The organism is Paenibacillus sp. FSL K6-1318 (assembly GCF_037976905.1).
Lineage (GTDB): Bacteria > Bacillota > Bacilli > Paenibacillales > Paenibacillaceae > Paenibacillus > Paenibacillus amylolyticus_A.
The window spans coordinates 5,093,227-5,108,288 of the sequence record NZ_CP150270.1; the positions used below are offsets into that span (position 1 = coordinate 5,093,227).

Below are 15,062 nucleotides of genomic sequence, written 5' to 3' on the forward strand. Positions count from 1 at the left end.
GAATTTCTATTCACATCATCGCAAAATTAGAGATATAACGCTACCCTTCGGGTGAAATCAAACGAAACGGTTTCCGTTTCCGAGGTAATTGTTTTACAATAAGGAGGTATGTGTACGAGCATTTTATTGAAATGCTGAAACATGAGCTGAATATGAAAGGATGCAAATAAATGATTATTAAACCAAGAACACGTGGTTTTATTTGTACTACTTCCCACCCTGTAGGTTGCGCTGCGCAAGTGCAGGAACAGATTGATTATGTGAAATCCCAGCCACAGCTGAAAGGACCCCGTAATGTGCTCGTCATCGGTGCTTCCACCGGTTACGGACTGGCTTCACGCGTTGTCTCTGCTTTTGGGGCGGGAGCGAATACGGTCGGCATTTATCGCCCAAGCAGCTCCACAGAGAAACGTACAGCATCAGCAGGCTGGTACAACTCCGCCGCATTTGAAAAAGCCGCTGAGGAAGCAGGCCTGAAATCGTACAGCATCACAGGTGATGCATTCGCAAACGAAACAAGAGACAAAGCCGTTGAACTGATTCGCAGTGAACTCGGTCAAGTGGATCTGGTAGTATACAGCGTAGCCTCGGCACGTCGTACCGATCCAAACACGGGTGAAGTATTCAACTCTGTGCTGAAGCCTATCGGACAATCCTACACGAACAAAACAGTAAACTTCCACACAGGCGAAATCAGCTCCGTTACACTGGAGCCGGCAAACGAAGAGGAAATTCGTCAGACGGTATCCGTTATGGGCGGAGACGATTGGGAACTGTGGATGGATGCCCTGCAACAAGGCGGCGTGCTTGCTGACGATGCAACAACCATCGCTTTCTCCTACATCGGTCCTGAACTGACCCATGCCATTTATCGTGATGGTTCCATCGGTCAGGCCAAGAATCATCTGGAAGCGACTGCACACAAGCTGAATGATCGTCTAAGTGCAAAAGGTGGACGTGCGTACTTAACTGTAGCCAAGGCGCTGGTGACTCAATCCAGTTCTGCGATTCCAGTCGTGCCGCTGTATATCTCAGCATTGTACAAAGTCATGAAAGAAAAAGGCTTGCATGAAGGCTGCATCGAGCAATTACAACGTCTGTTCGCTGATCGCCTGTATGCAGGAGGAGAAGTTCCAACCGATGCAGCAGGTCGCATTCGCATTGACGATTGGGAGATGAGAGCTGACGTTCAGGAAGAAGTAGCTAAGCTTTGGAATGAGTTGACCACAGAGAACATCTACGATCTGTCCGATCTGGAAGGTTACCGTCGCGAATTCTTCCAGCTGTTTGGTTTTGAAACCGATGGTGTGGATTATGAAGCAGATGTTGATCCCAACGTTGAAATGCCTCACTTGGTGAACTAAAGATGTTTTTGTCTGGACGTGAGCTTAGGTTTGTTAGCACTAGCTTCGGATGTCATGCTAAAGATATGATTTTATAATCAAAAAAGGAGGAGCCCTCTGGCTCCCCCTTTTTTGTCCTTTTCATATCCGTTCATCCATTCCAATTTTGTATCCATACACTGCTTCGTCTATCCCCTAATCAAATTGATTTAAGCAGCTTTTTCAGCTCTTTCGGTATCGTCTTCTCCACGGTGATCGAACGCGCTCCATGCATGGACGCAAAGAATTGAAGCCCTTCCCGAAAATCCATGATCCATTCCTCCACAGGTGGAGCAGTCTCTTCCATCGATAACAAACGAACGGTGAGCACTCCAGTTTTGCGATCAAGTCGCGGATCCATACGTCCAATTAACCGATCACCGTGAAGAATAGGCATGGCATAGTAACCGTAGGTTCTTTTCACCTCTGGCGTGTATATCTCCCATTTATAATGAAAATCTAATAAATCGACAATACGTTCTCTTCTCCATAACAGGTTATCCAGCGGCGGGAGAAAACGCACCGGGCCTGACGGATCATAATGCGGCTCTTCCTTTTCCATATGCAGTAGTAAATCCTCATCTTCAGCACAAATATAATAAGGCGTCGCCACGTCCTCCACCTTAAGGGGGATCATTCGCCCATCTGACACACGGGCAGCAATATCGGCTCGACGTTCAGCCGCTGTAGATTTTAGCCAACCCAGACGGGGATCACGGGCATCTACGACCCGATAAGCATGAATGTATTTATCTAGCAGAGCCTGTCTCTGGGCAAACGCATCCATATCTACTTTCATCGGAAGCTCCTGTTGCTGCAAACCGGATTCGGTAATATGAAAATAACGTTCATTCCCTTGCCTCGCCACCACACGAATCACAGCGGAGTCTAACAGTAGATTCAGAGCAAGTGTTGTATCCTTCGTCTTCGGCACATCTGCACTGTCCCAATACCCACTTACCCGTTCAACAGCACGGAAGGCTCTTGAAGGTAAAGGTCCTTCTTCCTTCAAACGCTGTAACACATGCTGCACTGTTTTCTCCAGACCTTGCAAAGACGGAGCCAAACGCTCCCTTAATCGAGCGCGCACAGGTTCAAAGAGAGCATAATCCTCGATGGGAATGACACATGCAGCATTTGCAAAATATTCAAACACCTTTTGATCACTCAGCAGTGTATTTAAGCTGTCAGTAGTATAACCCGGGTCACGAGCACCCAGCACCAAATGCTGGTTTCCGGTTACAGCAGCCACAGGATCGATCTGCACGCAGCCAAGGGAGCGGATCAGACTCATCACTTGGTCGGGTCCAGAAGGTAAGGAAACTGCGGGCCAACGTTCCAGTAAAGCTTGCGTTTGCAGCAAAAAACGCCGAACGATCTTTTTATTCATGTGCAGCGCTGTTGTCATATGTATAGGTTCTTCCCTTCATTTAGTGTACAATATTCTATCGTCTTACTTATCCAGCAATCCGGTCCTTATGGACAAAATAAAAAGAAGCACCACCATCCTGGATGATCTGCTTCTTGTGTTTGACCTTTTGCAATTTTTCCTGCTTTGTAGGCATGAGCCGTACATGCTGGGATAACGCACCATAATCTCCGTTGACTCTCCGGCTCTGTTCCGAGCACCACTTACCTGACCGCTCTGCTTTGCGTAATGCTTTTTGTGTTTGTGTACGTGCCATAATGGATTACACACTCCTTTGGTTGATATACAGTCAATATATCATGTGCAGCTAAACAAGTGAAGGTGAAGCTTCATTCATTTCCTCATAAAATACATAAACTGTTCTGTTGAAGTGGATAAATCAGTATACCAGTTCTTGAAATCAAAAAGGCCGCTATTACTAGCGTCCTTTTTTGATCTTTCATCTTCTTTATTGTTCAACTTTAAACCATGGACCTGCATTTTGTATGACACCCCATAGTTTCGCTGGCAACAAAAGATCACTAACTTTGGATGATTTAATCACGTTTTGAATTTCCGATTCTCTCCCTTGTTGAACTTTTTCAATCCACTCTGGATCAGAGATTAATACACGCCCAATTACTGCTAACGAAAGTCCTCTCTCCAAGCTTTCAGAGACATCCTCTGGGCTTTCCAAGGAACCCGCTGCAATGACTGAAATTCGATTATTGGCATGTTCAACAATCAGCTCAAGATACGTTTTTTTGTTATCTTGGTTATATTTTGGTTTTGACATAAGGGCTTGTACCAAGGAACCATGAACATAATCAACATTTTCTTCAATCAGTTTATCAATCAGTGCGTAAGTATCTTTCATTCTAAGGGCATCTTGTTGATGTTCTTCTGGGGAAATGCGGTAACCTAAAATAAAAGGTTTTGTCGAATATTTTTCAATAGCTCTTTTCACCTCTCGAATAACAGCTATTGGAAAACTTAGACGTTTTTCCAGTGATCCACCCCATTGATCTTGACGTTTGTTGAAAAATGGAGATAAAAAGCTTTGAAGTAAAAAACCGTGAGCTCCATGGAGTTCAACACCATCAAAACCAGCTTCAATTGCACGTCTTGTAGTTTCACCGAACGCATGAATAATTTCCAGAATTTCTTCATGGGTAAGCTCTCTAGGGGACACTGCTTCAGTCAGAGCAACACCGCTTGGACTTACCACGTCGCCATTAGGAACTAATTCAGCAATCGCTTTATCTCCAGCATGGAACAATTGAAGAATTGCTGGAGCTCCTCCACTCTTAGCAGCGTCAGCCAATTTTTTTAGACTAGGGATAAATGAATCATTATATGCGGCGAATTCATGTGTAAATCCAATACCATTAGGTAGGACATGAGTACAGCCAGTGATAACTAAACCTACACCATGAACTCTTTTTTTATAATATGCAACTTCCTCATCGGAAATCGTGTAATCATCATTACTTGACCATGTCGTCATCGGAGACATAACCACTCTATTCTTCAAGGTAATCCCTTTATTAAATGTAAAGGGTTCAAACAAGTTATTAAATTTACTCATTGTACGTTCTCCTTTATTTTTGATTTCTAAGTGCTTATTCATGGAATAGATGAAGGTATCCCTATCTCATCCATCCCAATCACAAGTTCTACACAAGAATATCAGGTTAACCTAAGGGGAAGTAAAGTAAGAATTTATACGTAATTTCAAACGATTTTCTTTTAATAATCTTATATGTGATAGAATAATAGTTACAGTAACTGTAACTATGGAGGCGATCAGATGTTTTTTTCAATGAAGCATGTAGTAGAGAATTATAATATAACTGCAAAGACACTTCGATTTTATGAAGAGCAAGGGATATTACCGAATATTTCACGCGACGAAAAAGGCAATAGAGTCTATACCGAACAACAAATCGATTGGATTTCTTTTATTCTTTGTCTCAAAGAAACAGGAATGCCACTTTCTAAAATTAAAGAATACAAGGAATCTTATGAGATGGGGAACTCCACCTATTTAGAAAGAGAGGAAATGTTAAAGACACATAAAATTGAATTACAAAAGAAAATCGAAGAAAGTTTGAAACATATGGAAGAAATAAATTATAAATTAGCTATGTATGAACTTCAAAAAGATGAGGTTAGGAAAAATCCTAACCACAATTTTAAATGTCACGGCCTTGAGGTGAACATTGTCGATACCAAGGGGGTTAAATCAAATATTCAGAATGCTACAACCAACAGATGAACAAACGAAGCTCGAAATACCTATCAAAAATAACCAGTCGCGGGTATTGACCTAGCGATTGGTTATAATTCGATTATATTAAAAAAATCTACGTTAGAGCACAGTACTACAATGGCAACCTAGCGGGATTGCCGCTTTCGCCTGGATTGCCACGTCTCGATCGGTTCGTGATCATCTTCTTCAATCAGTTCCAGTGCTTCTTCCACTCTTCTCGCTTTGAATAACAGGATTAACTCCATCAGGTCTTCCCGGTCCAGCAGCTTCACTCCATTAACTGCTGCAAGCGTCCGACAGGCTTCGGTGTAACGGGCGGACGTCAATACAATGGACCGATCAGCTTCATAATAACGCATCGAGGTATAGATCTCCTGCACTGCACTCAATCCTACGGGATGGTTCGCACCATATCGCTTCGCTTGTATGACACTTCGTCTGCCGAGTCTATCGACAAACACCAGATCTGCCCCAAAATCCCGGCTGCTCGTCGTCTTATGAACCTCGTCATACCCAAGTTCTTCAAATAAATGATAGAGATATAATTCAAACTCCGAACCATCCTCCATCTTGTCGATATCCTTTATCGTAATCTTCCGGGGGTTGGCTTCACTTCGAATCCGCTGCCCGCGCCCGATAACACGCCGGATAATCCAGGCAAGCAGCAACAATACGATGATACATCCAATGACCCATAGGGTCATATTTTCACTCCAATTCATAACTGTTCTCCTTGTTCATTCCCTATGTTCTATCCAACGTCTTACGCAGATATGGCTTGTCACCGCACTAAATATATCAGACTTCCACCTCCATCGAAAGAAGATGAAATCCCTGTAACCGTTACACTTCACCAAACAAAGATGATACGCAATACGAATGATAAAAGGTTACAGTACGTTCGGTTGAATTCAACTTGACATCAATGGTAAAATTCAACAATCGGTTCTGTTTTGAACCGAAGAAGAAAGGTGGTTTATCACTTGCATACATTGACCAAACACAAGTCCAAAACATGGGCTGCCCTCATTCTTAGCGGCATGCTCCTCTTCACCATGAATACAACGAGTTACGCCGCTGCCTCCACTGAATCCCTGCCCAAACCCGCGTGGACGTCATCTTCCCTGATGTTATCTGAGGCCAATACGGAGAAAGATGTCCTGATCAAGGGAATCCATGCCGTGCCATCCAAAAACCTTGTATATGTACATGCCTCCCAGCCTGTGACCAAAACAAGCAGCAAAACAACGCTGGACTGGCAACTGGATTCTCTTCAAGCATTTGACGCTACAACTGGACAATTGAAGTGGAATACGATATTCCATGAGAAAAGTGGTCCTTACACCACCTACTCCGATTCGGTATATGCCAGCAACGGTACAGCCTATGTATATATGGAATACTCGGACAAAACCAAAAAATTGTACTCATTCAATACATCTGGCAAGACCAACTGGGTCAAAACGGTGAATTCACCTGCAAGCATATCCCTACTGGATAACGATACGCTGATGGTTGCTTCAAGTCAGGGTGTGCAATCGAATGGTTCGGTTCGTTCAGCCATCTCGTTATATGACAAGAAAGGCAAGCTAATTACCGAAAAGATCATTAACGGCACCGTGCTTAAGGCTGATCATGGTCGAATTGTAGTGGACGCCAGCAAACAAACCAAGGTAGGCAACTTCTGGCAACAAGCTGCGAATCCAAAAGTGGAGATTTATGATCGTACACTGAATCGCCTGTCCTTCTACCAATTCCCTGCCAACGCCAATACACTAGGAGATGGCGGCGGTGAATCACTAGCCATTCTGGACGATGGTTCCATCCTTATGCGTGCCAATTTCGCGAACACCGGTAATCGGCTGATGGGCTTTGGCACCGATGGCAAGCTCGCTTGGGGACGTGCCATTGCTGGTGATGCCTACATCCAGACGGCTGGCAACAGCTATACGGTCCTTACAGGGCAAAAGCTGGAACTGTACACGATGAAAGGCAAAGTGACTGAGCGTACGTTCAAGGACGCACAACCTGCATTGATGCATGTCGATCAGACGCAGGATGGTCAATACCAGCTTGATTTTGCCAAAACGGGATATATTCTTGATCCACTCACGCTGGAAGACGTGCATATCTACACGACCAGTGCTTCCGTTCCTTCATTAGAAGGTGTCTCTACTTATGTGGATGATGTCATTTATTCCATGAACGATGAGACATTGTCCAAATATGTACTGAAGTCCAATCCTGCAAAATAAATACTCGATGTAATAATAAGCCGGGAGAGTTCCATAAGGAGCTCTCCCGGCTTATTGCATGGGTAGGATAAAATTATCCTATTTCCAATTTTCGTCTATAAATTCGTCCCGTCCGGATAATGCCCGGTCTTCCTTATAATGTTTCTCGTTTTTCTTGTGGTAATCCTGATGATAGTCTTCAGCCGAATAGAATACGACGGCATCCCGAATTTCCGTAACAATCGGTTGATTGAATCGTCCGCTGGCTGCCAGTTCCTGCTTGGACTGTTCGGCAAGCTCACGCTGACGTTCATTATGCACAAAGATCGCAGTACGATATTGTGTCCCCCGATCCTGGAACTGTCCTCCGTCATCCGTCGGATCAATCTGTGGCCAGTACAGCTCCAGCAGTCGTTCATAAGGGAATACATCCGGATCAAATGTAATCTCAACCACTTCGACATGACCGGTCTCTCCGGTTTTGACCTGCTCATATGTTGGATTCTCGACGTGACCGCCAGTATAACCCGATACAATACCATGAATGCCCGGTTGTTCTTCAAACGGTGTAACCATGCACCAGAAACATCCGCCGGCGAATGTAGCTTTTTCCATTCCGTTCATCCCCTCTTATCTAAACTACCCATAGATAGCTAATACGCGTATCTTCTTATATTTTAAAACAACAAGAGGTTGATTGAAAGCCATGGTTATGGCTCTCAATCAACCTCTTCATTGGTAATGCATTTAGCTGACAACTAATTCAAGAAGTTATCTTGAATCAGTTACCCTCGACTACGACCCATTGAACGGAAGATCAAGCTTACGATTGCTACAAGAACAATCGCACCAATCAATGCAGGTACAATGTGGAATCCGCCCATCTCAGGACCCATATCGCCCAAGATTACTCCACCTAACCATCCACCGATGAAACCAGCAATGATGTTACCAATAACACCACCTGGAATGTCACGACCAACGATCAAACCTGCTAACCAACCAATGATACCACCGATAATTAATGACCATAACCAACCCATATCATTCACCTCTAATTAAAGTTTTTGTTGTTGTCTGTCTACTATTAACCGCTACAGAAGCATTTAAACAATTGGCATAAAAATTTTTGCATATTACCTTTTGTTCCAATGCATCCTTCTCTGCAAAACAGGCCATAGCCCAGTATGGAAACAGATCGCGTCACTTTCCGGCATCTCACCAGCTCAGGGCTGCGTTATGTACCTCCCGAAAGTCATTGTATGTTACAGCAGACAAGGTTAGTATCACCAATTGAGGTAGGATTATTTATAAGATTGCGTCATATTATCAAATGGATTGGTTAGGGGTGATCAATAAAATCCTGCACGTCCCTTACCCGGCTGCGCCAGCCAAGTATGTTTATGACTCTTGTCCAGCTCGCCACGCATTGACTGAATGACTTTCACAATGTCTGTCTGTCCATTCTGATGCCATTCCAGCGCAGCGCTGACATACAATTCACCCAGCTGCGCAAGAGAGAACGTGTCGGTCAGACGAGCAGCTTCAACTGTACCTTCTTCACCAGCAAATACGGTGAAGCCCCGTTGCCGCAAATATTGCAGGCGCAATGCTTCATCCGGCAGCGGAATTTCATAAGCCCGGTCGAACCGTCCAGCACGGTTCATGAGGCCCGGATCTATTTTCTCCGGATAATTCGTTGTACCGATCAGGAAAATGCCTTCTTTTGACGTAGCTCCATCCAGTGTATTCAGGAAAAAGGAACGGACTTCATCCGGCATCGAATCGATGTCCTCAATGATCAACACCATCGGTGCCAGCCGTTTGGCAGCCTCGAACACTTCACGCACCGATTCACTGTTGGTATACTCCGTAATCTGCCAATACGCAGCCGGTCCCGGAATACTTCCAGCAATGGATTTCACCAATGTGGTCTTGCCGTTTCCCGGATGCCCATACAATAAAATGCCTCGTTTGTACGGGATATCGTAATCTCTGTAGAATGAACGATCCGCTTCAAAGAACTGATCCAGCGAACGGAAGATATCCTGCTTGATCTGTGCCGAAAGAACAACATCCTCTCTTCCCACGGAACGAGTAATGGATTCGACATGACGATCGCTGCCATTTCGGGCATCGGTGTATACCGTCACTTTTTTCATATTTTGCTGACGTTCCCGCTCTCGGACACTACCCAGAAATTGCTTCATTTCCTCATCACCGATGGCAAAGACAAAGTCTTCACTGTAGATCCCGTTTTCCCGGAAAAATGGAACCCGCACAAGTGCTACGCCCCATTTCGGATAGGCAAATACGTTGTTGCGAATGGAGTAATGCACACCATAAGTCGGCACATCGCCATCGTCGTCGTAATGCAAGGTCTGAAGCTCCAGATCCTCGAATATGCGGGCTACCAATTCCACTTCGTCACTGCCATTTTGCAAATCTTCCCGGAGTAACTCCCAGTATTCATTGTTCGGGTCAGAACTCGCATAAAGCTTGTATTCAACCCCATAGCGCTGATGGAGCGCCTCACTAATTCCACGGATCAGCCTTGAATAGATGGCGTACCCTTCCACTCGAATTCGGGTATCATGTTGTTCATCATAGGTATAGATCGCCTGCGTTGGATCCGTTTGTTTTTCGTTTATTGTCATTATTTCGCTCCCTTTACCGCTACAAGCGGTTTGCATTTGGCTACAACCTGAGCCAGGCCTGCGCCGGTAACACTGTCTATAATTTCATCTACATTTTTATAAGCCTGAGGTGATTCATCGATAATGGATTCAAGTGAGCGTTGGTTTACCACGATCTCATCTTCTGTACCCACGCCTAGTGCCGAAGCAAAATCTTCCACGGAAACCAATCGTTTCGTTGCTGTCCGCGAACGGATCCGACCTGCACCATGACATATTGAATAATAATTATCAGCACCCTGTGGCTGACCCACCATGATATATGAAGCAGTTCCCATGGAACCGGGAATAAGCGCCGGATGTCCTGTTGCCAGATATGGCTTTGGATTGTCCGGGTGACCTGCCGGCAACGCACGTGTCGCACCTTTACGATGCACAAAAACGGAACCTTGGTCTGCGTGGGATTCCTCCCAGGCATAGTTGTGCATCAAGTCGTATAATGTACGGAATTCACATTTGGAGCCAAACACATCCCGGAATGCTTCGCGAATAGCATACGCAATCAGGTGACGATTGACAACAGCGTAATTCAATGCAGAATACATCATGTTTACATAATGACGACCTTCCGCATGCTCCAGTGGAGCAAAGACCAGTCTCGGATCGGAAGTACCCAGGTTAAGCCGCTGCATGACTTTGGCAATTGCTGACGAACTCATCTGACTGACATAACCACCCCATGCACGAGAGCCGGAATGGATCATAACCACGACCTGTCCATCGTACAATCCCCAAGCTTCGGCGATTTCACGATTCTCTTCAGCGATCTCAATCGCCTGGATCTCGGCAAAATGATTCCCTCCACCCAGTGTACCGAGCTGACGATGCGAACGATGCCACGTCATATCAGGAACGTGATTTAACACATCCTCATCGTAACTGAACTTGCTGCTTTCCACATGTGTCATCGAGGTTGATTTTTTCGGTGTGTAGCTGTCCGGAATATACTTTTTGGGTAAACCATGTAGCCCTTTACGAACGATATGCTCCAGTCTGATATCCGAGTAATGACCTCGCTGGTTCGCCTCCATCGGCAATACTTTCTCAATGGCCTTGACGAGTTTGCGGCGGAGCTTGATGTCTTTCAATTCGTCCTTATGCAGGTTCGTCATATGCACTCGCATGCCACAGCCAATGTCACTGCCCACAATGGAGGGAGATACGTAGCCGCTCTGTGCATCCCACACGGCTGTCGTTCCAATGCATGTACCTACACCGACATGCACGTCTGGTGTGTAACTCATATAAGAAATTCCCGGAATCTGCAGATTATTGTTCGCCATCTCGAACACCTTGTAATCGAGCGAGGAGAAGAGCTGTTGCGCCGCATATACGGTTAGGTCGCCTGCAGGCAATTTCACTTCGTGCCGATAAGCACCTGCGAATTCGTTTGGATTGGTAAATAAATTAAATTCTGTATTCATAAAAGTGTATTATTCCTTCCTGTACGTTCAGCAAATTCGGTTTGCTGATTCATCTGTAAAATAAAAATAAAAAAAGCCATAGGCTAATCGCCCATGACTTCTACTAATGACAATAACGGAGAACAGAACAGCATGAACATGCTGTGTGCCTGTCATCCATTGCTATAATATAAGCGAAGAATGCATATCGATTATAAGCTGCTAAACGATATGCCTATCCCCTATGTCGACCGTATGAGGCCAATGAGACGATGAGCCGGATATGCAGTTGTGTCTAAGTTGCGCCCTGTTTGATTCAAATCATAACCAAGCATCATGTCTCTCGGCCTCCCTTCGTTAATGTTAGTCTTATATTAAGGGGACTCGATTTCATGTGTCAACCCTTTTCTTGGAAATTGGTCCATGGTGCAGATCACATATGTAAACAAAAACAGGAGACTGTCCTAGGACAGCCTCCTGTTTCTCTAATAATAATGATGTTGTTAGCGTAACATGATTATTACAGACCTGCTTGTTTTTCCAACTCTTCAACCGGATTCTCGTCTTCTTTTTCAGGAGCTTTGGAAGACAGGAACCAACCACATACCGCAATGGTGATCAGTACAATATAGAATCCGAATTTCCAAATTTTATTTTCCGGGAAATGCTCATCCAGAACACCCAATGAAGGGTGTGCGAGTGTAATAACTGCCAGCTTAACCCCTACCCAACCTACGATGACAAAAGCCGCAACTTCAAGCCCTGGACGGGAATGAAGCAATTTCACAAAGTATGTGGCTGCAAAACGCATGATCACAAGCCCGATGAATCCACCGAGGAAGATAACGATAAACTGTCCACCGTCAAGTCCGCCAATTGGAGGCAATCCACTTGGTGGCAACGCCACGGCCAAAGCAACGGCAGCCAAAATGGAATCGACTGCAAATGCGATATCTGCTACTTCGACCTTGAAAACGGTCATCCAGAAACCGGATTGTTTTTTCGGTTTCTTAGGCGTTGAATCAGCTGCTTCATCTGTCTTATTTCGACTACCCAGTATCTTTTTAACGATGTGGTTAATCGAGATATACAGGAGATACAGGGCACCGATCGCTTGTACTTGCCATACATCGACGAGGAAAGAGATCAGGAACAACGAACCTAAACGGAAAACAAATGCACCCATCAGACCATAGAACAACGCTTTTTTGCGCTTATCTTCAGGTAAGTGTTTAACCATAATTGCGAGTACCAATGCATTATCTGCTGCAAGTAGTCCTTCAAGAACTACTAAGACGGCAAGCACCCACCCATATTCCAATAATAATGAAACTTCCAACATTGACTCCTCCTTAATATCCTTATGATGTACAAAAAAAAGGACCTTTACCATCGCTGGTAAGGTCCTTTTATATCCACAAAAAGAGACCTTTACCGAGCATGAAAACTTGGTAAAGGTCTCGCTAACAACAAAATTGCTGCCAATAAAGCCGGGGATATGATCCCGAATTGACGACTTTACTGTAAAAGCTACTCCCCTTTAACAGGAATATGTAGTTTTAGTTGAAACAGGTTGTTTAACCTATACCCATAATATTTCATAACGTTAAATAAAGTCAAGCTTTATTTAGTTGACGGTATAACTTACGAAATACAACAAGATCGTAGATCATGTTCCCCAGCGGAATAAAGGAAACGAAGAATAGAGCAATTGGACGGCGCAGACGCCACTTCTGTGAAGTATACAAACTCACCATAAATAACAAGTACATTAAAAACAAAAAACCATATAAATTTCCAAACCATGTGACAGCCTGCGGCATAATCCCGGCATCTCTCAATGGAAAAGCAACAAACAGCAACAATACGTACGAAATGCCCTGCAACCACAACATTAGCCGGAAACGCCCCAGCATAGAATGTAACATCATTTTCCTCCTGCTTCTATACATGTAACGAACTCAATAGTTCCCGTACAGTATATCACAAAAGCCGAATATCTCCGCTTCAATCCATACAGCAGATTATTCCTGCACGCTCATATGGGTGGTTCACCGGCCTGTTCGCAGGAGCCAAATGCTTCTGCTGCTCATAGGATATATGACGAAGATTGTGACCGATGTCGGACAAGGAGGAGCCTGTTAATGAAAATAGCTATGGTTGCACCCGAGAAATTGCCTTTGCCCGGAAACGGATCAGTGGAAATATGCATCCTGGGGATTGCTCGCGAACTTGCACATCGTCATCAGGTGACCATCATAAGTCGTCAAATGGCAGGTCTCGCCACCACGGAGCTAATCGACGGTATCACCATTCAGCGTGTCCCTGCATCAAGTCCTGTTGGGTACACCAAAGCAGCAATACGTTTGTTATCCAAGCAGTCTTATGATGTGATTCAAGTGGATAACAGGCCCCGCAGCATGGCTGCCATAAAACGCGCTTTCCCTCGCACCCCGGTTGTACTCTACCTCCACTCGTTAACGTTCGCGCAACCTGGACCTGCGAGACTCGCATTGATGAAAAAAGCCGATTGGATTGCCGTTAACAGTCAATCCTTGAGACAAAGGCTAGGTCGCCGATTTCCGCTTGTAAAACGCCGAATGAGTGTTGTTCCACTAGGTGCAGATTTAAGCCGCTTCAGGCCTGCTGAGTCCAGTGAAGAACAGCTTCGCCTGCGTACACAATTTGGAATAACTAAACCATTCTCTATTTTGTATGTCGGCCGGCTCATTCCTGGCAAAGGTGTAGATGTATTAATACGTGCCATTGCCCTTCTTCAACAAGAGATGCCTGTTCAACTGGTTGTTGCAGGCAAAGGCCCTCCGTATTATGTTCGCAGACTTCGCGAGCTTGCTCGAAAACAAAACGTTCATATATCCTTCCGCGGTCAGATAAACCATGAATATATCGACCAGTTGTACAGGGCAGTCGATTGTCTGGTCTGTCCGTCTCAAGAACATGAAGCCTTTGGTCTGGTTAATGTTGAAGCGATGGCTTCAGGATTACCCGTCATTGCTTCTGATAACGGAGGTATTCGTGAAATTATTGAATCAGGTAGCAATGGATACCTTGTCACCTCTTATAAACGTCCCCAACGTTTCGCTTCTTGCCTGAACAAACTTGCAAGCAATCCGGCCTCTGCCGAATTGTTAGGGAAGGCTGGCCGAGATAGCGCAATGGCACATTTTAGTTGGGCTAGAACAGCCATACATCTGGAAGCCACCTATACCAGGCTCATCCGAGAATGAGCCTCCTTCCGTTTTACATTTTTTGATCCATTAGAAAGACACTCTTTAGGATGATTAAGCTTTTTCGCGAGATTGCCATCCGGTAATAAAAGAGTCCATTTGCGGAACAGGAATCTGACTCATCTCAATTAACTCCATAATAACCATGTCTCTCATCATGAAGCGCACTTTGGCACACGTTAGTTGATGAAAAACATCATAGAATGCCGTCCCGGTCCAACAACCATGCGGTACGACAAGCGGATCATTAACGATATAACCTACAGCTCCAATCGGGGGAATAACAACCTTAATCGCTTGATGGTCCAAACGATTATCTGGATCTTTGACGAGATACACGGTGTCCCCCACATGTAAAGCTTGCACTCCATGGAAATGGTCCATCCCATACATAGCTGCGAATAATTTGGTGCTCATAT

15 protein-coding genes are annotated in these 15,062 nt (G+C 44.8%); 4 read left to right on the forward strand and 11 right to left on the reverse strand.

The genetic code is table 11. From position 1 onward, the window contains the following. Window positions 1–170: 170 nt before the first annotated feature. Complete coding sequence (gene fabV / locus NYE45_RS22645; RefSeq protein ID WP_340014106.1) at window positions 171–1,364, forward strand: enoyl-ACP reductase FabV; 1,194 nt, start codon at window positions 171–173, stop codon at window positions 1,362–1,364. A gap of 178 nt (window positions 1,365–1,542) precedes the next feature. Here the strand turns inward: fabV and NYE45_RS22650 are convergent, their stop codons facing one another. The 3 genes from NYE45_RS22650 to NYE45_RS22660 all read right to left on the reverse strand — a co-directional run bounded on the left by NYE45_RS22650 (window position 1,543) and on the right by NYE45_RS22660 (window position 4,378). Beyond that, the gene (locus tag NYE45_RS22650; RefSeq protein ID WP_340014107.1) at window positions 1,543–2,772 is read right to left on the reverse strand and encodes a crosslink repair DNA glycosylase YcaQ family protein; all 1,230 of its coding nucleotides are present in this window, start codon (window positions 2,770–2,772) and stop codon (window positions 1,543–1,545) included. A 67-nt stretch (window positions 2,773–2,839) separates the two neighbouring features. Then, window positions 2,840–3,067, reverse strand: a complete 228-nt coding sequence (locus tag NYE45_RS22655; RefSeq protein ID WP_340014109.1) for a hypothetical protein — start codon at window positions 3,065–3,067, stop codon at window positions 2,840–2,842. Window positions 3,068–3,259: 192 nt separating this feature from the next. Then, window positions 3,260–4,378 carry an NADH-dependent flavin oxidoreductase gene (locus NYE45_RS22660; RefSeq protein WP_339166862.1) on the reverse strand — a complete coding sequence of 373 codons (1,119 nt, stop codon included), beginning with the start codon at window positions 4,376–4,378 and terminating at the stop codon, window positions 3,260–3,262. 222 nt (window positions 4,379–4,600) lie between these two features. Here NYE45_RS22660 and NYE45_RS22665 point away from each other — a divergent pair, with 222 nt between their 5' ends. Beyond that, window positions 4,601–5,068 (forward strand): MerR family transcriptional regulator, encoded by a 468-nt coding sequence (locus NYE45_RS22665; RefSeq protein WP_340014110.1) that lies wholly within the window; start codon window positions 4,601–4,603, stop codon window positions 5,066–5,068. 119 nt (window positions 5,069–5,187) lie between these two features. Here NYE45_RS22665 and NYE45_RS22670 read toward each other — a convergent pair whose 3' ends face one another. Further along, window positions 5,188–5,784, reverse strand: a complete 597-nt coding sequence (locus tag NYE45_RS22670) for a restriction endonuclease (RefSeq protein ID WP_062835820.1) — start codon at window positions 5,782–5,784, stop codon at window positions 5,188–5,190. Between the two features lie 270 nt (window positions 5,785–6,054). On the opposite strand from NYE45_RS22670, the gene NYE45_RS22675 reads away from it, so the two are divergent. Further along, the gene (locus NYE45_RS22675; RefSeq protein ID WP_340014111.1) at window positions 6,055–7,317 is read left to right on the forward strand and encodes a hypothetical protein; all 1,263 of its coding nucleotides are present in this window, start codon (window positions 6,055–6,057) and stop codon (window positions 7,315–7,317) included. A 78-nt stretch (window positions 7,318–7,395) separates the two neighbouring features. Here NYE45_RS22675 and msrA read toward each other — a convergent pair whose 3' ends face one another. The 6 genes from msrA to NYE45_RS22705 form a co-directional block, all read right to left on the reverse strand. Continuing rightward, a complete protein-coding gene (gene msrA / locus NYE45_RS22680) occupies window positions 7,396–7,911 on the reverse strand; it encodes a peptide-methionine (S)-S-oxide reductase MsrA (protein ID WP_340014112.1) in 516 nt (171 codons plus the stop codon). Between the two features lie 170 nt (window positions 7,912–8,081). Then, a complete protein-coding gene (locus NYE45_RS22685) occupies window positions 8,082–8,339 on the reverse strand; it encodes a GlsB/YeaQ/YmgE family stress response membrane protein (RefSeq protein WP_062835823.1) in 258 nt (85 codons plus the stop codon). 309 nt (window positions 8,340–8,648) lie between these two features. After that, window positions 8,649–9,953, reverse strand: a complete 1,305-nt coding sequence (locus NYE45_RS22690; RefSeq protein ID WP_036617070.1) for an AAA family ATPase — start codon at window positions 9,951–9,953, stop codon at window positions 8,649–8,651. Then, window positions 9,953–11,416: an RtcB family protein gene (locus NYE45_RS22695; protein ID WP_340014113.1), complete on the reverse strand. Its 1,464-nt coding sequence runs from the start codon at window positions 11,414–11,416 to the stop codon at window positions 9,953–9,955. Before NYE45_RS22695 ends, NYE45_RS22690 begins: the two co-directional genes overlap by 1 nt. Before the next feature lie 499 nt (window positions 11,417–11,915). Next, window positions 11,916–12,734: a TerC family protein gene (locus tag NYE45_RS22700; protein WP_076333690.1), complete on the reverse strand. Its 819-nt coding sequence runs from the start codon at window positions 12,732–12,734 to the stop codon at window positions 11,916–11,918. A gap of 277 nt (window positions 12,735–13,011) precedes the next feature. Next, window positions 13,012–13,323 carry a DUF3817 domain-containing protein gene (locus NYE45_RS22705; RefSeq protein WP_340014114.1) on the reverse strand — a complete coding sequence of 104 codons (312 nt, stop codon included), beginning with the start codon at window positions 13,321–13,323 and terminating at the stop codon, window positions 13,012–13,014. A gap of 216 nt (window positions 13,324–13,539) precedes the next feature. Here NYE45_RS22705 and NYE45_RS22710 point away from each other — a divergent pair, with 216 nt between their 5' ends. Continuing rightward, a complete protein-coding gene (locus NYE45_RS22710) occupies window positions 13,540–14,643 on the forward strand; it encodes a glycosyltransferase family 4 protein (RefSeq protein WP_340014115.1) in 1,104 nt (367 codons plus the stop codon). Between the two features lie 54 nt (window positions 14,644–14,697). On the opposite strand, the gene NYE45_RS22715 is transcribed toward NYE45_RS22710, so the two are convergent. Next, complete coding sequence (locus tag NYE45_RS22715; protein WP_340014116.1) at window positions 14,698–15,060, reverse strand: HIRAN domain-containing protein; 363 nt, start codon at window positions 15,058–15,060, stop codon at window positions 14,698–14,700. Window positions 15,061–15,062: the final 2 nt, after the last annotated feature.